This is a genomic window from Algoriphagus jejuensis, assembly GCF_039523455.1.
Classification (GTDB): domain Bacteria; phylum Bacteroidota; class Bacteroidia; order Cytophagales; family Cyclobacteriaceae; genus Algoriphagus; species Algoriphagus jejuensis.
Map to the genome: position 1 here is coordinate 74515 of NZ_BAAAFI010000044.1, position 20458 is coordinate 94972.

At 48.2% G+C, this 20458-nt stretch carries 15 protein-coding genes; 8 read left to right on the forward strand and 7 right to left on the reverse strand.

The window, feature by feature from the left end:
- Positions 1–13: 13 nt before the first annotated feature.
- Complete coding sequence (locus ABD031_RS17630; protein WP_343853858.1) at positions 14–685, reverse strand: peptidoglycan DD-metalloendopeptidase family protein; 672 nt, start codon at positions 683–685, stop codon at positions 14–16.
- 180 nt (positions 686–865) lie between these two features.
- Between ABD031_RS17630 and carB the strand changes: the two genes are divergently transcribed.
- Together carB and ABD031_RS17640 are read left to right on the forward strand one after the other, a co-directional pair.
- The gene (carB, locus tag ABD031_RS17635) at positions 866–3685 is read left to right on the forward strand and encodes a carbamoyl-phosphate synthase large subunit (RefSeq protein ID WP_343853860.1); all 2820 of its coding nucleotides are present in this window, start codon (positions 866–868) and stop codon (positions 3683–3685) included.
- A gap of 26 nt (positions 3686–3711) precedes the next feature.
- Positions 3712–3969, forward strand: a complete 258-nt coding sequence (locus tag ABD031_RS17640; RefSeq protein ID WP_343853861.1) for a DUF4834 family protein — start codon at positions 3712–3714, stop codon at positions 3967–3969.
- Positions 3970–4093: 124 nt separating this feature from the next.
- On the opposite strand, the gene ABD031_RS17645 is transcribed toward ABD031_RS17640, so the two are convergent.
- A complete protein-coding gene (locus ABD031_RS17645) occupies positions 4094–4276 on the reverse strand; it encodes a hypothetical protein (protein ID WP_343853862.1) in 183 nt (60 codons plus the stop codon).
- Positions 4277–4334: 58 nt separating this feature from the next.
- On the opposite strand from ABD031_RS17645, the gene ABD031_RS17650 reads away from it, so the two are divergent.
- Complete coding sequence (locus ABD031_RS17650) at positions 4335–6728, forward strand: TonB-dependent receptor (protein WP_343853863.1); 2394 nt, start codon at positions 4335–4337, stop codon at positions 6726–6728.
- Between the two features lie 68 nt (positions 6729–6796).
- Positions 6797–8974 (forward strand): DUF5916 domain-containing protein, encoded by a 2178-nt coding sequence (locus tag ABD031_RS17655; RefSeq protein WP_343853865.1) that lies wholly within the window; start codon positions 6797–6799, stop codon positions 8972–8974.
- Positions 8975–9222: 248 nt separating this feature from the next.
- Here the strand turns inward: ABD031_RS17655 and ABD031_RS17660 are convergent, their stop codons facing one another.
- The 5 genes from ABD031_RS17660 to ABD031_RS17680 all read right to left on the reverse strand — a co-directional run bounded on the left by ABD031_RS17660 (position 9223) and on the right by ABD031_RS17680 (position 15371).
- On the reverse strand, positions 9223–10209 hold the full coding sequence (locus tag ABD031_RS17660) for an SAM-dependent methyltransferase (RefSeq protein ID WP_343853866.1): 987 nt from the start codon (positions 10207–10209) through the stop codon (positions 9223–9225).
- 249 nt (positions 10210–10458) lie between these two features.
- Positions 10459–11025, reverse strand: coding sequence for a flavodoxin family protein (locus ABD031_RS17665; protein ID WP_343853867.1), 567 nt, complete (start codon positions 11023–11025; stop codon positions 10459–10461).
- 6 nt (positions 11026–11031) lie between these two features.
- Complete coding sequence (locus tag ABD031_RS17670; RefSeq protein ID WP_343853869.1) at positions 11032–11823, reverse strand: SDR family NAD(P)-dependent oxidoreductase; 792 nt, start codon at positions 11821–11823, stop codon at positions 11032–11034.
- Between the two features lie 209 nt (positions 11824–12032).
- Entirely contained in the window at positions 12033–13772 is a 1740-nt protein-coding gene (locus ABD031_RS17675; RefSeq protein ID WP_343853870.1) for a M14 family metallopeptidase, read from the reverse strand.
- Between the two features lie 12 nt (positions 13773–13784).
- Positions 13785–15371, reverse strand: coding sequence for a M14 family metallopeptidase (locus tag ABD031_RS17680; RefSeq protein ID WP_343853871.1), 1587 nt, complete (start codon positions 15369–15371; stop codon positions 13785–13787).
- A 207-nt stretch (positions 15372–15578) separates the two neighbouring features.
- On the opposite strand from ABD031_RS17680, the gene ABD031_RS17685 reads away from it, so the two are divergent.
- The 4 genes from ABD031_RS17685 (at position 15579) to ABD031_RS17700 (ending at position 20436) form a co-directional block, all read left to right on the forward strand.
- Positions 15579–16409: a universal stress protein gene (locus ABD031_RS17685; protein WP_343853872.1), complete on the forward strand. Its 831-nt coding sequence runs from the start codon at positions 15579–15581 to the stop codon at positions 16407–16409.
- Positions 16410–16415: 6 nt separating this feature from the next.
- Complete coding sequence (locus ABD031_RS17690) at positions 16416–17651, forward strand: cation:proton antiporter (RefSeq protein WP_343853874.1); 1236 nt, start codon at positions 16416–16418, stop codon at positions 17649–17651.
- A gap of 206 nt (positions 17652–17857) precedes the next feature.
- Positions 17858–18889, forward strand: coding sequence for a ferrochelatase (hemH, locus tag ABD031_RS17695; RefSeq protein WP_343853875.1), 1032 nt, complete (start codon positions 17858–17860; stop codon positions 18887–18889).
- Between the two features lie 380 nt (positions 18890–19269).
- Complete coding sequence (locus ABD031_RS17700; protein ID WP_343853876.1) at positions 19270–20436, forward strand: CynX/NimT family MFS transporter; 1167 nt, start codon at positions 19270–19272, stop codon at positions 20434–20436.
- The last annotated feature ends 22 nt before the right edge of the window (positions 20437–20458 follow it).

Genomic DNA, 20458 nt, shown 5'->3' on the forward strand with positions numbered 1-20458 from the left:
CGCTGTGTTTTTGTTAATTCGATAGTTCAAATCCCAAAATCCAATCCGGATTCGGGCAATTTCCCTGATAAAAGTCCAGATCCTTCTCCGCCGCTACTCCAGGGTAATCCCCGATATTTTCGCCCAAATCCCACATCAGCTGAAAGTGCAGATGCGCTGGCCAATCGCCGTTTTCGGGAAAAGGGCCGATATGACAAAGCAGATCTCCCGCTTTAAATTCCTGCCCGATTTTTAATTTCTCAAGATCACTTCTGAATAAATGCCCATAAAGTGTGAAAAGCTTTTTGCCCTCCATCATATGCTCCAGGATGATCGTCGGGCCATAGTTGCCAAAGCCCGCATTATCTTGAAAACTGTGAACTTTCCCATCAAACGGGACAAAAACCGGTACTCCCGCTGAAGTCCAGATATCAATTCCGAGATGGATATTTCGGAAGTCTGCTTCCGAGGTCGCAAACACCTCACTCCGGCGATAGATTGCCCTTTTCTCCAGATAGCCGCCGATGCCGTAGGTTTTTCCCGCACTTTCCAACTGTCCCAACACGTACTTTTCAAATGTGGAGGTATCCGCTAGATCGATCTCCTCCAAATCATGGTTTGCTGCGGTAAAATCAAGTTTTAGTGTGTTTTCGCTCGTTAGTTTTTCTCCCAATACCGGGAAAAATTCGAATTCATTCCAGTTCATTCGGTGAAAATAGGGGATCGTATAGAATAATTTGGCAGGTCTTGGTAAATGAAGTTGATCCGACTTTTCTCTTCTTTCAAGGGGCTTTTATCGGAGTTTATCCTTCCCGGTTCCGATAATTTCCCTAATTTTGCGCCAATTTGGACATAAGTAAAACCTCTTTCTCTATCCCACCTCACAATGCCAAAAGACAGTAGCATCAAGCACGTTCTCATCATCGGTTCAGGTCCCATTGTCATCGGTCAAGCTTGCGAATTTGACTACGCAGGCTCCCAGGCAGCACGCTCCCTTCGTGAAGAAGGCATTATCGTGACCTTGATCAACTCCAATCCAGCCACGATCATGACCGATCCAGTGACTGCCGACAATGTCTATTTGCTTCCGTTGGAAAAGAAATCGATTATCAAAATCCTCAAAGATCACCCGGATATCGATGCGATTTTGCCGACCATGGGTGGCCAAACTGCGCTTAACCTAGCGATTGACTGCGACACTGCAGGCATTTGGAAAAAATATGACGTACGGATGATTGGTGTGGATATCGATGCGATAGAGACCGCCGAAAACCGTGAGAAATTTAAGGCTCTGATGGAAGAATTGGGAGTCGGCGTTTGCATCGGAGATACGGCAACCTCCTTTCTTCAGGGTAAAGAAATTGCACAGGAGATCGGTTTCCCACTGGTGATCCGTCCGTCCTATACCCTCGGTGGTACAGGTGGGGGGTTTGTGGAGAAAGCTGAGGATTTCGAAAAAGCATTGACGGTCGGCCTTCAGGCATCTCCAACCCACGAAGTGCTCATCGAGCAAAGCATCATGGGCTGGAAAGAGTACGAGCTGGAGGTGATGCAGGATTCGATTGGAAATATGATCGTGATCTGCTCTATCGAAAACTTTGATCCTTGTGGAGTGCACACCGGTGATTCCATCACGGTCGCTCCGGCGATGACGCTGCCTGATACGGTCTATCAAGAGCTGCGAAATCAGGCAATTAAGATGATGAAAGGAATCGGGAATTTTGCAGGCGGATGTAATGTCCAATTCGCTGTAAGCCCTGACAACAAGACCATCATCGGCATCGAGATCAATCCACGCGTATCGCGCTCTTCAGCTTTGGCATCCAAAGCGACCGGATATCCAATCGCAAAAGTAGCTGCAAAATTGGCTATCGGATACAATCTCGATGAGCTGACCAACACCATTACCGGCACTACGTCGGCATTTTTTGAGCCAGCGATCGACTACGTGATCGTGAAGGTGCCGCGCTGGAACTTTGACAAATTCAAAGGGTCTGACCGTCGCTTGGGTCTTTCGATGAAAGCCGTGGGCGAAGTCATGGGCATCGGCCGCAACTTCCAAGAAGCACTTCAAAAAGCCTGTCAATCACTCGAAATCAAGAGAAATGGACTCGGCGCCGACGGCAAAGAGCTGAAAGATCAAGCGCAGATTCTCTATTCGCTGGCCAATCCAAGCTGGAACAGACTTTTCCATGTCTATGATGCCTTTAAGTTGGGTATATCTTTCAGAACTATTCACGACCTGACCAAGATCGACAAATGGTTCCTCAGACAAATCGAAGAACTAATTCATTTCGAAGCGGAAGTTGAGAAATATAAGATCGGCACCATCCCAAAGGAAGTCATGGAGCGCGCCAAAAAAATGGGCTATGCAGACCGCCAAATTGCGCATTTGTTGGATTGTCTGGAAAGTGAAGTGTTCAACAAACGCTACGACGAGATGGGGATCAAGCGAGTGTACAAGCTCGTGGACACCTGTGCGGCTGAATTTGCGGCGCAGACCCCTTACTACTATTCTACCTTTGGTGAGGAAAACGAATCTGTCAGAACAGACAAGAAGAAAGTCGTGGTCCTGGGTTCGGGCCCTAACCGTGTCGGTCAAGGCATTGAGTTTGACTACTCTTGTGTACATGGGGTGTTGGCAGCTAAAGAGTGCGGCTACGAGACCATCATGATCAACTGTAACCCTGAGACGGTTTCGACAGACTTCGATATCGCGGACAAACTATATTTCGAGCCTGTATTCTGGGAGCATATTTACGAGATTATCCTGCAGGAAAATCCGGTTGGGGTGATTGTGCAGCTCGGCGGGCAGACTGCTTTGAAGCTTGCTGAGAAGCTCGATAAATACGGGATCAAGATCATCGGAACGAGCTTCGAGGCCTTGGATTTGGCAGAAGACAGAGGCCGGTTTTCAACCTTGCTGAAGGATCTAGGTATCCCATATCCAGAATTTGGTACCATTCACAATACTGACGAAGCGCTGGAGCTTTGCAAGACCATCGGATTTCCGCTCTTGGTACGTCCTAGCTATGTATTGGGAGGTCAGGGCATGAAGATCGTGATCAACGAGAAAGAACTGGAAGAACATGTAGTCAACGTACTGCATGATATCCCAAACAATGAAATCCTCCTTGACCACTTCCTCGAAGGTGCTATCGAAGCCGAAGCGGATGCGATCTGCGACGGTGAGAATGTCTACATCATCGGAATCATGCAGCACATCGAGCCTGCTGGGATTCACTCGGGAGATTCGTATGCGGTACTTCCTCCTTACAACCTGGGAGATCTGGTCATTCGTCAGATCGAGACGCATACCGAGAAGATCGCCCTTGCCCTTAAGACTGTCGGCTTGATCAACATCCAATTTGCAATCAAAAATGACAAAGTCTATATTATCGAGGCAAACCCTAGAGCTTCCCGTACGGTTCCTTTCATTTGCAAAGCCTATCAGGAACCTTATGTCAACTATGCCGTAAAGGTGATGTTGGGCGAGAATAAAGTCACCGACTTTGAATTCAAGCCGGTGAAAAAGGGTTATGCTATCAAAGAACCTGTGTTCTCTTTCCATAAATTCCCGAATGTCAACAAGGAACTCGGACCTGAAATGAAATCTACCGGTGAGGCGATTTACTTTATCGATGATCTGATGGATGATTATTTTCTGAAAATCTATTCGGAGAGAAATCTCTACCTGAGTAGATAATCCGGCTCCACTAAATCCGTATTATTTTGTTAAAATTTCTCATCATATTTCTGGGCGTGGGTTGGCTTTTGGGCCAACTCATTCGCTACTTTCTCCGGTCCAAACTTGCACAATTTGCGAAGCAAGTGAATGAAGCTGCAAAAGAGCAGCAGCAAGCCCAGCAACGTGCGTCGAGGCCCAAAGACTCGGTAAACGTGGATTTTATCCCGAAAGAAGAACTCGAAAAACGGAAGAAAAACATACAGGGCGGAGAATATGTCGACTATGAAGAAGTGAAGGAGTAATCCTTCACTTTTTCTTTTTGGAGGATATACGCTAAACCGGTCCAGTGGATGATCAAACTTTTTTGACCTTCGCGATGAGAGAAGAAATCGCTTTTTCCTTGTGAAGGTCCGGACAGAGTCTTTGTCAGTTTTTTGGAACATCAATCAGCTGGACAAATCCATCGGAATAGGAAGAAACATCGATGCTTATGCGGAACTGCCATTCACTGAGGTGACAGAAGTGGAGCGAAAGGATTGGTTCAGGAGTTCCTCCTTCCTTCTCGTTTTGCCATTTGTCAAAATTACCGTGTTTCAATCTTGGTTTCATTCTAAATTTCCAGCAACCATCTCGAAGTAATTTTGATTTGGCTCAATAGCCCAAACCTATGATGCCTTTTTCCCAGAAAAACCTGTTCATTCTTTCGATCTTCCTTTTCCTGCTGCTCGGTACAGGGTCTTTTGCGCAGCAAGCAAAAGGAAAACTCAGGGGGACGATAGTGGACAAAGAAAATTCAGAGCCACTACCTTTTTCAACTATCGGGATTTATACAGAGAAAGACAGCCTGATAGGTGGTGGGATTTCGGATGAAAACGGCAAATATAATGTAGAACTGCCCTTTGGTAAATTCTACGCTTTGATTGAGTTTATGGGCTTTGAATCTCAAAAGACAAGAGCTTTTACGCTTTCCCGTGAAGATCAAAATGTGGATTTGGGTGAAATCGCATTAGCGTCTACCGCCTCAGATCTTAACGAAGTGGTCGTGCAGGGAGAAAAAACCGTCATGGAGCTTTCGCTCGACAAACGGATTTTTAACGTGGGGAAAGACCTTGCCAACGCCGGGGGTAACGCCTCCGACATCCTGATGAACCTGCCCTCTATAGCGGTAGATCCGGACGGAAACGTCAGTCTGCGTGGTTCTTCCAACGTACGCATTTTGATCGATGGGAAACCTTCTGGGCTCGTCAGCTTCAAAGGCAGCAGTGGGCTTCGTCAGCTTCCCGCCAATATGGTCGAACGAGTGGAGGTGATCACCAATCCATCGGCGAGATATGAGGCTGAAGGTATGGCAGGGGTCATCAATATTATTCTGAAAAAAGACAGTAAACAGGGATTCAACGGCTCTTTTGAGGTTATTGCAGGATATCCGCTCAACACCGGTTTCACGACCAATCTCAACTTTCGCCACAATCGGATCAATTGGTTTATCAATTACGGCCTATCCTATCAAAAGCGACCGGGTGTCAGCGAGCTCTATCAAGAAGTTTACAATGAAGACGGCACGACCTCGATCTTGAGCCAAAATAATTCCTCAACTGTCACCGGACTGAACAATAACCTGCGCGGCGGTTTGGATTACTATTTCAACGAAAACAGCATTCTTACCGCCTCGTATCTTTGGAGACGAAGCGATGCCCATCGGATCACCGACATTCGATACAATGACTATTTGAACAGTTTTGATAATTATTTGGGTTATTCACTCCGCCGTCAGGACGAAACCGAGGACGAGCCAAACAAGGAAGCGATCATCAATTATAAGCGGACTTTCGCTGAAAAGGGCCACGAATTCACGGCCTCATTTACCTACCTTAACTATTGGGAAAGGTCTGATCAGCTCTTTACGCAGTATTCTTTCACTCCTGAGGATACTGCGATTCCTGCGAATGATTTGGTGCAAACTTCCCTTAACGACGAATACGAAAACCAGTACTTGCTGCAGATGGACTACGTGAAGCCATTTGCCACCAAAGGCAAAATAGAGACTGGACTGCGGACTAGTTTTAGGGAGATGGAAAATGACTACATCGTTCAGGAGCAGAACGAATCCGGTGACTATGTGACCATTCCGGGACTGGACAATATCTTCCTATACAACGAAAACATCCTCGCCGCCTATGCCATCGTCGGCAATGAAACCGGGAAATGGAGCTACCAAGGCGGTCTTCGGGCGGAGCATACCGACGTAGAAACGATCCTGGTGGAGACCGGCGAAGAGAACCCGAGAGACTACCTGAACTTTTTCCCTTCAGCGCATTTGACGTATAATGTCAGCGAAGAAAATGCCTTCCAGCTGAGCTACAGCCGCAGAGTTAGACGTCCGGTTTACAACGATTTGAGTCCGTATGTTACCTTCTCCGATCAGCGCAATTTCTTTAGCGGCAATCCAGATTTGAACCCCGAATACACCGATGCATTCGAGATGGGTCACATCAAATATTTTGACAAAGCCACGCTCTTTTCCACCGTTTATTTCAGAAATACAGTGGACAAGATCGAGCGAATCCGACAGGTGAATGATGACGGATTTTCGGTAACGGCTCCCTACAACCTGACTGGAGAGAAGTCCTTTGGCGTGGAATTCAGTGGGGATTATCGGGTGAAAGACTGGTGGAAACTGGACTTCAACGCCAACTTCTTTCACGCCCGGATTGACGCCAGCAACATCGGACAGACCGATTTGCGGAAAACCTACTCTTGGCTTTTCCGCCAGACTTCTAGATTTACCTTTGGCGAGGGCTGGGATATCCAGGTTCGGGCCAACTACGAAGCCAAGCAAAAAACGGCTCAGGGCTACAGAAAAGGTATTTTCTTCATGGATCTTTCGGCCAGCAAGCGAATTTTGGAAGATCGAGGAACGCTCGTTCTCAACGTTACGGACATCTTCAACAGCCGCATCAACCGCTTCATCTCCGAAGGGTATAACTTCTACACCGAAGGGGAATCGCAGATGATGCGAAGACAAAGCAACCTGACCTTCGCCTACCGGATCAAGCAATAGCCTATCTTGTACTTCTTGTTCCCGGCCTCGGGCTGGTTTTCGTTTGCTTCGAAAGTGTAATCCCACCCATGCGTTCACTCGTTGTTTTTTCTGTGTTTTTCCTCGGCCTGGCCACTACGCTTTCTGCGCAAAAAATCAATGCAGCCTATCGTCTCGATATTCGAAAAGCGAGTTCGCCGATTTTGATTGATGGGGTGTTGGATGAAAAAGCTTGGGAAGAAGCCGACGTGGCGACGGACTTTTTCATGATCACGCCAATGGATACGAGCTTTGCCCGGGTGAAAACCGACGTGAGGATGAGTTATGACGAAGATAATCTGTACTTGATCGTGGTCAATCATCACGCAGTCGAAGGCCCCTATATGGTCGAGTCCTTGCGAAGGGATTTTTCTTTTGGGAAAAATGACAACTTCCTGCTCTTCATGGATCCCTTTGAAGATCTGACCAATGGATTTTCTTTCGGTGCAAATGCAGCAGGCGCGCAGTGGGACGGACAGATGTACAATGGCGGCTCAGTCGATCTCAGTTGGGACAATAAGTGGACGTCAAAAGTCAAAAACTACGCCGACAAATGGATTTTTGAAGCGGCGATTCCCTTCAAATCCATTCGCTACAAAAAAGGCATCACCGAATGGGGAATCAATTTTTCCAGGCTTGATCTGAAGACGACCGAAAAATCCGGCTGGGCGCCTGTGCCACGACAGTTTCCCTCAGCCTCTTTGGCTTATACCGGTACGCTCGTCTGGGACAATCCTCCACCCGATGCCGGAGCGAATATTTCGATCATCCCGTATGCGTTGGGCGGAGTCAGCAAGGACTTTCAAAACGAAGGCTCAATTGAGAATAGAGGCGAAGTCGGCGTAGATGCCAAGATTGCGCTGACCTCTTCGCTCAATTTGGATTTGACGGTAAACCCGGATTTCTCGCAAGTGGAAGTTGATCGGCAAGTGACCAACTTGGATCGCTTTGAGCTGTTTTTTCCGGAACGAAGGCAGTTCTTTTTGGAAAATGGAGACTTGTTTGCAGGCTTTGGCTACACGACGATCCGCCCTTTTTTCTCCAGAAGGATCGGACTCAATGCCCCGATCCAGTTTGGGGCGAGGCTGAGCGGTAAGATCAACAAAGACTGGAGAATCGGGGCCATGAACATGCAAACCGGAGACGTGGAAGAAACCGCTCTTCCTTCGCAAAACTTCACCGTGATGGCACTCCAGCGCCAAGTCGGAGCCAGATCCAATATTGGGGCAATTTTTGTTAACAAGCAGTCGCTCAATTACCATCCAGACACGACTTCAGAGAATCCGATTTACTCGCAGTTTAACAGAAATGTGGGTCTGGAATACAATCTTGCTTCGGCCAACAATATGTGGACTGGAAAGGCTATGCTGCTGCAAAGTTTTGCCCCCGACAACACCGGCAACGGCTTTGTCCACGCCGCCAATCTGAAGTATGCGGCGGGAAACCTGACTTGGAGCTGGCAGCATGAATACGTCTCCGAAAACTACACGGCCGAAGTCGGTTATGTCCCCCGACGGGGCTTTTACAAGGTTAATCCCTTTGTAGGCTATCGTTGGTTTCCGAAAAGCGAAAAAATCCTAAGCCACGGCCCGGATGGCAGCATGACCTTGTTTTACAACACCAAGGGCGTTCATACGGACAACAATTCCTTTGTCTCTTACAACGTCCGCTTCCGCAGTCAGAGCAACCTGGCAACCTATTTTGTCTATGACTTTGTGAAGCTGCAGGCGCCCTTTGATCCGACCAATTCCGGCAATGAAAAACTGCCGGTCGGCTCGGATCACTATGCCTTCAGCTGGAGGACGGAGTATGTGTCAAAACCTCAAAGCGTCTTCACCTATGGTTTTACGACGCGAATGGGAGGCTACTATGCGGATGGAGAGTTGTACACGCTCACTACAGACCTGGGCTACCGCTTTCAGCCCTATGTGAGTTTGGCACTCAACACCACCTATAACAAAATCATCCTTCCCGAGCCTTGGGGTACGACAGACTATTTGCTCGTCGGGCCGAGGATCGACGTCACGATGACCAATACGCTTTTTTTCACCGCGTTCATCCAGTACAACGAGCAGATCGACAACGTCAATCTCAATACGCGGTTCCAATGGCGATTCAAGCCCGCTTCGGACATCTACATCGTCTACACGGACAACTATCTTCCGGATCCTTTTAATGTAAAAAACAGATCCGTCGTGCTGAAATTTACTTATTGGTGGAATATCTGAGTCTCCACCAGACGCAATTCACCTAAATTGAGTCAGTCAATTGACGGAATTAACATTAATTGTGTCAGTTAATTTGGAGAGTAAAGTTGGATATCTGGACTGGATTGGTGGATAGAAAAAAGTGATCAGTCACAGTGATCAGTAGGCAGCGTTCGAGGAAACAAAATGCCGATAGCTTCCATTGAGGCTATCGGCAACTTTTCTAATTCAAATCACGGTCTGGGTCACAAAACCCTTTTCACCACAAACTACAGCTTCTCAAATACCAACCTGGCATGCCCCATGATCTCCCGCTCAAAGCAAACCCGATTGGGGCGTACGCGGAGAATCGCCAATTGATGTCTGAACTCCTTGTCAGTAAATAGCTTGGGCACCAAGGAGGCAAACCAGACGTATTTGTCCCAGCTGAACTTGTAGAAAAGCTTGGTCCATTCCCGGTTGGTTTTCACATAATCCAGCCTTCCATCGCTGTAATAGGTGTTTTTGAAAAACGGACTGGCAGTGCGCACGACGTGCTCATAGCCATAGGGCACCCAGGAATCTGGATTGTGTTTCAGCAAAAGCGCTATGAAATAGCTGTCGGAATCTTTGGGTGCATCGATGTCGATTTGGTCAAAGGGGATCATGTTTTTTTCAAAAGTCATGGTCTGCATGTAGAACTTTCCGCCCGGCTTCAGGAGATTGGCTACATGGCGAAAGTAGTCTTCATAAACTTCGTCCTGTCTGCCTCCCAAGTAATCTTTTACCGAGGCGACATGCTCGAAACTGCCAAAAGCGGTAATTGCATCGAAGGTTCCGAAATCTTCCGGCTTCACAAATCTGGCGTCTTTGATGTAGGCATTGAGGCCATTTTGACGGCAGGCGTTCACCTGCCCGTCGGATAGGTTGACGCCGATCCCGTCGGCACCGACCACGTCCCGCAGGTATTTGAGCCAGCCACCCCAGCCGCATCCCAAGTCCAGTACCCGGCTACCTTTCTTGATCCCGAGATCTTTGGTCACAAATTCATGTTTCCGGCGTTGTGCCTCCTCAAGGGAGAGGGAAAAATCGCCTTCGTACATCGCGTTGGAAAAGACGGCATTTTCGCCGAGACTACTTCGGATAAACTTGTCGATGTTGGTATAGGTGAAATCCATCTCCTTTTTCTTGTCCCAAGCCTGACCTTCACGCTCACTGACACTCGATCCACTCCATTTTTTGGAAAGTAGATCCTTATTGATTTCGGTTTGTTCCATAAGGGGACTGGTTAATATTGGTTAGGGCTGTTAAAAATTTGAAAATCAGAGTTCTACCAATGTAGGCTTTCCGATGGAAAAATAAAATACCGCAGAAAGCCACCCTAGACTATTTCTGCACTGGTTTTTTGAAAATCGGAGAAAATTAGCATTCTTTTCTACCTAGATCAGCAGGAAATCACCTCTACAACCTCACCTCAAATAATATCACTGAAACCGCATTGAGTGCATATTTCGGTCTAAAATCCTCTAAAATTTCAGAACCAATTCTCCTACTCGCTTTCCCAGGCCAAATCCTTTTTCTATAAAAATCTCATCCACTTTTTCAGATTCAAATGGAGGCTCGCCTGTCACTGCGCTCGCGCCAAATGCAGCTTCAGTTTCTTCTCCTCCCACCACGATCATCCCCTGAATCAGCATCGAATGGATGATATTCAACATCACCAGTTCTTCTCCGATCGAGATTCCTCCTCCGGTCGAAAAAGCAGCTCCGATCTTATCCTTCAGGGGGCGCCCTTCAAATGGCCAGGAATTGATGAATTCCTGAACCGGCGGTGCTATGTTGGCATTGTACACCGGAGAGCCGACCAGGATTGCACGGGCATCGAGTAGATGTTGGGAGGTCACCTGATCAATGGGAAGTAGATTCACTTTCACTCCCGTGACTGATTTTGCGCCTTCGGCAATGGATTCAGCCAAGGCCTTGGTACTGCCGGATTGGGAATAGTAGGTGATCAATATTTCGGGCATTTTCTGGGACAACGAGAGGAAACTCAGCCCCATCCATAAACCCATCAAAAAGACGATTTTTTTCATAGTCTGTTATTTGGGAGCGAATTTCACTGCAAGTTTCCTCATCAGACCGGGGAAAACTTTCGCTACGGTTACCAGCAATTTTCCGTGACCTGTGAAAACAAACACGGCTTTCCTTTGCGCGATTGCCTTCACCATCACTTTGGAGGCTTTTTCGGTGGACCACATCAGGTTGGCCGGACGGGGATCTTCCCGCTCAGGATGGAAATTCCCCTCGTTGTCGATTCGGGCAATATTGCTGTCCACAAATCCCGGATGGATGGTGGTGCAGGAGACTCCGCTGCCCATCAATTCCGCCTGCAGGGACTCGCCGATGTTATGAACAGCAGCTTTGGAAGCCCCGTAGGCAGCGATTCCGGGATTGGGAAGCAAGGCCGCCACACTGCCGATCAAAGCTAGTCTTCCCCGGCTTTTGCGGAGATGTGGCAAGGCATATTTGCAGGTAAGGGCCAAGCCTGTCACGTTCACGTCCATCTGTCGTCTCCAATCCGCCTCATTCAGCTCTTCGATCTTGCCTACTACGCCATATCCGGCATTGGCTACTGCGATATCCAGCCTGCCAAAGTCTGAAACCACCTGGGACACACATGTCTCAATACTTTTCGCATCGAGTACGTCACAGAAGTAGGCTTTTGCTTTTCCACCCTTGGATTCGATTTCTTCGACCAAACGATTCATTAGGTCAATTCTTCTTGCAGCTAGCGCCACTGTTGCGCCTTTTGAAGCAAATTCCAGGGCCATGCCTTTTCCCAAGCCGGAGGATGCTCCGGTAATCCAGACAATCTGATCCGTTAAATTCATTGGCTATGGGTTGAGTAGAAATTGAAACATCGGTTTTCTGCAAGCTCCTCTTGCAGGCCCAGTTTAAAAATAGCGTTTTGATTTGAATCCTATCAGTGTTTTTGAAACCCGAATTTTCCACACGCATACAATGCAAGCTTCGGTTTTGGTCAAAAAAAATCCCTGTCTCGATTCCAAGACAGGGATTTGGCTTTTGTAGTCAGCTACTCTTATTTCTTCCAGCTGGCTTTGCCGCCTTTGGCGGAGTCAACCGTGATGCTGTAGCCTGAGCCGGATGACACGATCCATTTCACCTTCACAGCACTCATACCAGGAATATTTTCGACCGCAATCTTTTCGGGAGAAAACTTCTGCTCGACAAACTTCTTCATATCGGCATCCTCCACCACAAATCCGGCTACGACTTTGGCACCCGAAATAGTTACATAGTCGGGACGCTCGATCTTGTACTTGAGATCTTGGCTGGCATGGGTTGGCATCAAACGTTCGTTGAAAATCGTAGCTGTAATGGCCTTCAGTCCTCCGCCAAGGTCTTCCTCCTTTACGTCCATCACCGAGAGTTTTGGCGTGTGATACGCGTGATAGATAGAGAAGGCCGCGTTTCGATGTGCGTCTTGTTCCAGCAAGAATCCTGGATGGGCACGCCCGAAGGTCTTCTTAAACCCACCGATCTCCACTGTTCCAAACTGTGGATGCTTGAACTCCTTCCAGTTGACAAAGGCATCGCCAAAAGTCAGCAATTCGTCCACTTTGAACTGCTCATCCTGGTTGCCTCGGCCGCTGGATTGCTGATGAAAATAAAGGTAGGAAACCATCAGCTCGTTGGAGTAGGTGAAAACACCTCGGTTGCCGTAGAACCAGTCCAGTTCTCCTCCAAACACAGAATATAGATCCTTGTAAACCGTCAAGTAACGATAGCCGGGGATCATTTCCTCACCTTTCTTGGCGATGGCATCGTAGATTCGGATGTCATTCTGATTGTAGGTATTCAAGTCCTCCTCAGCTCCTGGGCCTCGAAGGATCATCCCGCCTGAGTTGTGGAAACTTTGCGCGCCGGCGATGTTGGGATGCTTCATGACAAACTCCATCACGGAGCGGTTTTCAGGCAGAGTAAAGGGATACTTTAAGGCTCCCCGCTGGATGTAATCTGGTTGCCAGTTCCATCCCCAATCCCGGTTGGGATCGTAGTAGCCCACCCCATCGTCATTAACTTCGCCGTCGCCGTCGTTGTCAAGACCTTCCTGACCGAGCATCTCATAGGCACCGACTTGATTGGGACCGACAGCGATCAGCTTGCGTGGATCAAGGGGGTCTTTGATATATCTACCAGTAGGAGACTGGCGAATCATCATGGTGATATTGCCGTCTCCGTCGAGATCGTCCATCATGTCCTCTCCGACCTGCCCGTCACCGTCGTTGTCCAAGACCAGCATGCCGGATCGCGGTGTATTGGCCGTATTTGGCTCTTTGAAGAAGTTATTTCTCGCGTCAGGATTGATCGTCGGCGTGATGTAGAAGGTCTTATCCTTGAGCAATTGCTTGACAAACTCATTGTCCGCGTGCATCTCGGTGAGATACCAAGCTACATAGAGCGAAAATTCGCCGCCTTGAATTTCATTGGAGTGAATGTTTCCATCGATCCACATGGCTGGTTTGTCGGTATCTTTTCCTGCGGAAAAGTCCGTGATGGTCAGGGTGAGAATTTCGCGTCCTTCCACTGACTTGCCGATGGATTCGACCTTGGCCAAGTCCGGGTGGGCCGCGGCGATTTTTTTCATCCAGTCCCAAAGTCCCTCGGCACTGTAGTACCGATTCCAGGCGATTTCGACTTTTGGCTTATGTGGTGTGCCGATAGCTCGGAAGTAATTTTCCTGCTGGGCAGTGGCATTCATTGCAAACAAACTACTTGCTCCCAAAGCCAGTGCTACGATCAGATTTTTTGTTTTCATAGTCTTCATGGCTTAGAGTTTTACAGATTGAGTGGCGAATCCGGCATGCGGCGCTCCGGCTTTGACTGTGACGTTGCCTCCTCCGCGGATGATCCAGCTGAGTGAGGTTTTCTCAAAAGCTCCCAGCGAATCCACCAGCTTGATCTTGTCACCGGAGACAGTTTTGTCGGCTGAAGCATCCAAGTCTATCCGAATTTTCCGCAGCCAGCGGGATCTAGCTCCCATTTCCGAATGGGTCGGAAGCGGAGAATTGTTGTACAGATCTACCGACACCCGAGTCAGGCCATTTCCCAAAGACTCGGTCTTGAGGTTATGAAACTCTAGTTTTGGTTGCATTTCGGAGAGTTTCAGGATGAATGCCGTGTGCATCACCGCGATGGAATCGACTTTTTCATACGGTGGATTCGTTGCCGCAAATGGCTTAATTCCACCGACCTCAACTTTCTGCCCCGGAAAGTCCGGATGCTGCACCGCCGTCCAGGGCACAAAAGCTTCTTGTCCCAGCGAGTCCGACCAAGCGAGCAGGTTGGCTTCGGCGTTGGTTTTTCCCTTAAACTCCGGCGTCCAATAGCCCGGAGTCGAAAAACTCAATCGGGCAAAATGGAAGTATGCCCATTGAAAGAAATCCCCGTCAGTTCCTTGGTTGGTTTGCTGGAAAGCCTTGGTCGGGACGGTCTCATTATAAATCTCTGACACCATCGCATTGATCGCCTGGTCTTTTTCCAAGATGGATGAAACCAAGCGCTTCTTGGCATCTCCAGCGCTGTACTTCAGGGGACTTGAAAGGTTGTTTGCTGGTGAGAAGGTCACAAAAGCGAAGATATTCCACTGTTCAAAGAGGTAATCAAGCATCGCCCGACTCTCCAACTGAGACACAGCGAGATCTCCCGCTAAAGCTTCGAAAACAGGGAATTTGTAAGTCAAAGACTTGTTAAATGCAATGCCTTCCTGCAAGTCTTCGGCGAATTTCCCGTCTTTGTCGTCGTCTTTGCTCTCTTTATAGAGGCTATATTTTCCTGATTCTCCTTTGGCGCGATCGGCCTTGACCAAGACTCTTTCGTCTTCTTTGGAAGTGGTCCAATCACCCATCGAATCTTCGACACGCATCCAAGTGATCATTCCATCGCCATTTAGATCCGTGTATCCGCTTTCGCCAGACTTTCCATCCCGGTCGTGATCCACTACGGCAGCATTGCCTCGGCGCTCGTACTTGAGAGCGGCGTGGTATTGCTCGTAAGCGTCAGGGGACATATTGGGAAAGATGTAAAATGTAGTCTTTTCCAATGCTTCGGAATTTTCAGCCACCAGCTTTTCGGCAAACTGCAAGGCCAGCTCGACGCTCAGCACATGAAAGCCCTCCACACCACCGACAACGGCGATAGCTGGTTTTTCATCTTTGGCACCGGTGCCGACTTTGAGGACATAGATGTCTTTGCCGCCAGCGGTCTTGGTGAGAGACGTCAGTTCGACGGAGGCGTTGCTGCCAAGTTTCTGGAGTCGTTGGGTGACCTGACTGAGGGTGGGATAGTCTGCTTGCGCAAAAACGCTGCTGCAAATCAGGCTCCCCAGCATCAGTCCGGTAAGTAAGAATTTTCGCATAAGTTATGGGTTCGGGTTTTTTCTGAACAACGGGATTAGAAATTCAAGGGTAGTTTAGCAAAAAAAGGCAAGATTTTCAGGGTGGATTTTTTTGAAAAAAGAAATCAGTCGCAAGCGGAAACCGCCTTGGATAAGCGGCGCGGTTTCAGATTTCGTCTTGCCCTTTGGCAAAAATTCCCTTATTTCAGAAAAAACAAGCCGGTTCCCATGTACCAGAAAATTGCACTTGCGATCGCATTCTCTCCCAGGATGGAGGCATTGATTGCTGAAGCCAAAAGACTTACAGAAATTTTCGAATCAGAATTGGTTTTGATTCATGTTGGGTTAAAAACCCCTGAAGTAGAAGGGAAACTTTCAGCATTTCTTCAGAATCAAGGGCTAGAAGCTGGTCGGGTAAAGACGATCTGGAAGGAAGGAAAACCAGCAAAGACGATCCTCCATACCTGTAAGGAAGAGCAAGTAGATTTGTTGGTGTTGGGGGCATTGAAAAGTGAGGGGCTTCTGGCGTACTACCTGGGTTCGGTGGCCAGAAAAGTTATCCGAAAAGCCTATTGCTCGGTGCTGACACTGATCGAACCCAAAGAACAATCGTCTGATTTCTCGAAGGTCGTTATCAACGGAACGCAATTGGAGATCACCCCAAGAGTCATCAAGGCTGGAATAGAATTTTCCAAAAAAGTATCCGCAAATCAGGTATCCATACTCAACGAGATCAAGATGTATGGCTTACAAATGGCTACCGCGGCAGAAGATTCCGAACTCGAGGCTTCCAATACCCGACGCCAACTGGTGCAGGATGAGATCACCTACGTGGAGGAAATTCTAAATACCATGGACAAAGGCTCTCTGAAGATCAATATCAAGGTAACGGGAGGTAGATGGGCGGTGGAGTTGGCGAGATATTGTGAAAAGATCGAAGCAGATTTATTGGTGGTAGGCGATGATCAAAAGCTAAACTTCTTTGATCGAATTTTCCCTCACGATTTGGAGGACTTGCTCAGTACCCTTCCTTGCAATCTTTTAATCGTAAAAAACTAAACCTCCATGGAAACCCTCAACCACAAGGAGGTCATCAACCTTCTCTTACAACTCGCGGCCTTGTTGATCATGGCGCGGGTTTTTGCCGAGATAGCGCGAAAATTAAAGCAGCCAGCCGTCGTGGGTGAGATATTGGCCGGGATCATTATCGGGCCCACGATCTTGGGGGCACTGATGCCGGAATTTTTCACCTATCTCTTTGAATCTCATGAAAAAACCAACATCGCGCTGGATGGCTTTGTCCAGATCTCCGTCGTACTGTTGCTTTTTATCGCTGGGCTCGAAGTGGAGCTGCAGGTCGTCTGGAATCAGGGGAAAAACGCCTTAAAGATCGCTGTGGCTTCTATGGTTCTGCCAATCATTGCAGGGTTCGTGGTCGCTTACGCATTCCCTGAGTTTTTGGGAGTAAACATCAACGACCGGATCGTAGCCTCTACCTTTTTTGGATTGGCGATCTCCATCACAGGCCTGGCCGTAGTCGCGCGGGTTTTGATGGATCTGGGCTTGTTCAAAACTCCAACAGGATTGCTGATCATCGCGTCGGCGATGATCGTCGATATCTTGGGATGGTTCGTGTTCTCGGTGATTCTGTCCCTGTCCGAAACTGGCAAGGAAGGTCTCGGGCTCTGGCAAACTATCGGCCTGACATTCGCATTTACGATTATCATGCTGACTGTCGGCAAAGGACTGATCAATCGGGTTTTACCTTGGATTAATAAAAAATTGGCCTGGCCAGGAGGTCTACTTTCTTTGTCCCTAGCCATCTGCTTTCTGGCGGCGTCCTTCACAGAATTTATTGGTATTCACGCCATTTTCGGAGCGTTCATCATCGGTGTGGCACTGGGCGATTCAGAGTATCTAACGGAAAAGGCCAAGGAAATCTTGCACCAGTTTATCAACAACATTTTCGCTCCGATTTTCTTTTTGAGTATCGGGCTCAAGGTCAATTTTATCGAGGGCTTTGACTTGGCAATCGTCGGTATCGTGGTAATCGTTGGTCTAGTCACCAAATATTTTGGAGCCTACTTTGGTGGCCGAATGGGTGGAGTCTCGCGAAAGCAATCGATGGTCGTCGGATTTGGGCTCAGTGCACGGGGCAGTATGGATATCGTTCTCGGTTTGATCGCCTTGGAAGCCGGGTTGCTCTCGGAATCGCTGTTTATCGGTTTGGTAATTTTAGCCTTAGTCGCCAGTATTGGTACCGGGCCGATGATGGCTTGGGCAGAAAAACGCAAAATCTGATGAGATACGCGGAAATGAGGCGCGAGACATTCACACAAGATTTGAGAAAAAATACACTAAGTGCCTTCCTGAGCACTCGCCCTCCTCAACGAAGCATGACGAGGGTTGCGATCCTGTATTTCAATAACACATCAAAAAATTCAATCGGGAGAATCTAAACAAAGGGGCTATTTTTGCGCTTTCTAACGGAAATCTGATTACAATCGATGACTAAGCCTACAGCGAAAACCGGCGTTCTGCTGGTCAACCTGGGAACGCCAGACAGCACCCAAACCAGTGATGTAAGAAAATACCTGCGGGAATTTTTAATGGACGGACGCGTGATTGACATTCCTTTTGTCAATCGCTGGATGTTGATCAACCTGATCATTGCTCCTACCCGAGCTCCAAAATCCGCCGCCGAATACCGGAAACTCTGGACGGAAAGAGGTTCTCCGCTGCTTTTTCACACAGAAGATCTCAAGGCCAAGCTCATCCAAAAGCTAGATCCCGACAACTATATCGTGGCGATGGCAATGCGCTACCAGAATCCCAGTATCGAAAAAGGTCTTGCCGAGCTGAGAGCAGCCGAAGTGGGCAAGATCATCGTCCTGCCGCTCTTCCCGCAATATGCTTCCGCAAGTACAGGATCAGTGCATGACAAAGTCATGGAAATTGCCCGCACTTGGCAAATCATCCCCGAGATCACTTTCATCAGTAATTTCATAGAGCATCCGCTTTTCCTCGAGGCCTGGGCCGAATTGGGGAGAAAGGCGATGCAAGGCCATGACTACGATAAATTTGTATTTTCGTATCACGGCCTGCCCGAGCGTCAGATTCTAAAAGGAAGTGTCGGAGAGCACTGTCAGCTAGGAACCTGCTGCGATACCTACAGTTCGAAGAACCAATATTGTTATCGTGCACAATGCTTTCATACGACCCGACTGCTTGCCGAGAAACTCGGTCTGGCGAAAGAGAAGATCACGAACTGCTTCCAGTCCAGACTCGGCAAAGATCCTTGGGTCAAACCCTACACGGATGAAGTCATCAAGGAACTGGCAGCGGAAGGGGTGAAGAAAGTTCTCGTTTTCTCGCCTGCTTTCGTGGCGGATTGTCTGGAAACGACCGTTGAAGTCGCTCAGGAATACAAAGAGCAGTTTGAAGCGCTCGGCGGTGAACACTGGGAGTTGGTACCGAGCCTAAACTCCAACGACACCTGGGTGGATTGTGTGAAGGACATGGTGGAGTCAAGATCTTAATGATTCGAACTTTGATATTCGACATTCGAGATTTCTTCCAGTCGGCGTATCAGGTTTAGTCTAGGAGTTAAAAATTTCTCATTAGAATTCCAGCTTCTGGAGAAGACGCAAAACATAAGGTCAGTTTGAGAATCGGGGTTTGAGATTTGGTCGAGCGCTGTCAGGCTGAGCGAAGTCGAAGCCTTCAGCCTTGGCAAATAGGTTTAAAACAACCAAATCCCCCCAACCCCCTTTGATGATAATTGCATTTCCAAAATGGGATTCAAAAATAAAGGGGGAGTTCGCCCCGGCAAATGGTATACTTTCCTACTGTGACTTTTGTGTCCCTCGAATCTTATGTCTAGCGTCTTGATACTTAAGTCTCACTTCTTGATACTTCCTTGAACAAATCCTCCGCCCAGTCTCTCCTCATCCTCGGCATCATCCTGGTGTCCATCAACCTTCGGACTTCCATCGCTTCGGTGGGACCGTTGATCCCTTTCATCCGGGAGGATCTGGGGATTTCCAATGGGCTTGCTGGTTTTCTGACGACACTTTCCCTGTTGACTTTCGCTGTATTTTCACTTTTTGCGCCTTCTATCGGAAAGCGACTAGGACACGGCAAAGCCATTTTCATGGGGATCTTCTTTTTGGCTATTGGTGTAGTGATCCGAGTCCTCGGAGGTATTGAACTACTGTACTTTGGGACTGCGCTGACCGGGATCGGGATCGTTATAGCCAATGTGCTGATGATTCCTTTTTTCAAAGCGAGGATACCTGAGAAAATCGGCTTGATGACTGCAATTCTTACGACCGGCATGTCGCTTTTCGCAGCCGTCGCTTCCGGAATCAGTGTTCCGTTGGCAGTAGATTTGGGCTGGGGATGGAGGGGTTCTTTGGCTTCCTGGAGCGTGTTGATGGTTTTGGCATTGGTTGCTTGGCTGCCACAACTGAAGCCTCATCAATTGGGCAATCAAACTAAGCTCCTTCCTGCCAAGAATGTCTGGAAATCGCGCTTGGCCTGGCAGGTCACGCTGTTTATGGGAGCTCAGTCCGTAATGTATTTCACGATGATTACCTGGCTGCCGGATATGCTGATCGCCCGAGGAATGAGCCCGGTGCGGGCTGGCATTTCTCTTTCCTACATGCAGCTGATTTCGCTGATAGGGACGTTTTTCATCCCGGGATTATTGATAAGACTCAAAGAACAATCCAACGTAATCCTGATCGTCGGAATCGGCTATCTGATCGGATACGGAGCCCTTTTTATACACAATGAACTAGTCACTTTCGCGGCTCTTACCATCATCGGGATAGGAAGTGGAGCGAGTCTAAGTATCGCTTACACGCTGATTTCGCTCCGTTCGGCGGAGGATCTGACCACTGCCAAACTCTCCGGAATGGTGCAGTCGGCCGGTTATATTTTGGCCGCTTTGGGACCATTGATTTTCGGGATCTCGATGGACATGTTTGGCAACTGGAATTTTCTGATCTGGTTTTTGCTGATTATGACCCTTCAGTTTTTAGCTTTTGGGTTGCCGGCGGGGAGGGATAAGAAGATTCAGTAAGTCCGCTGACTCTCAGTATGTT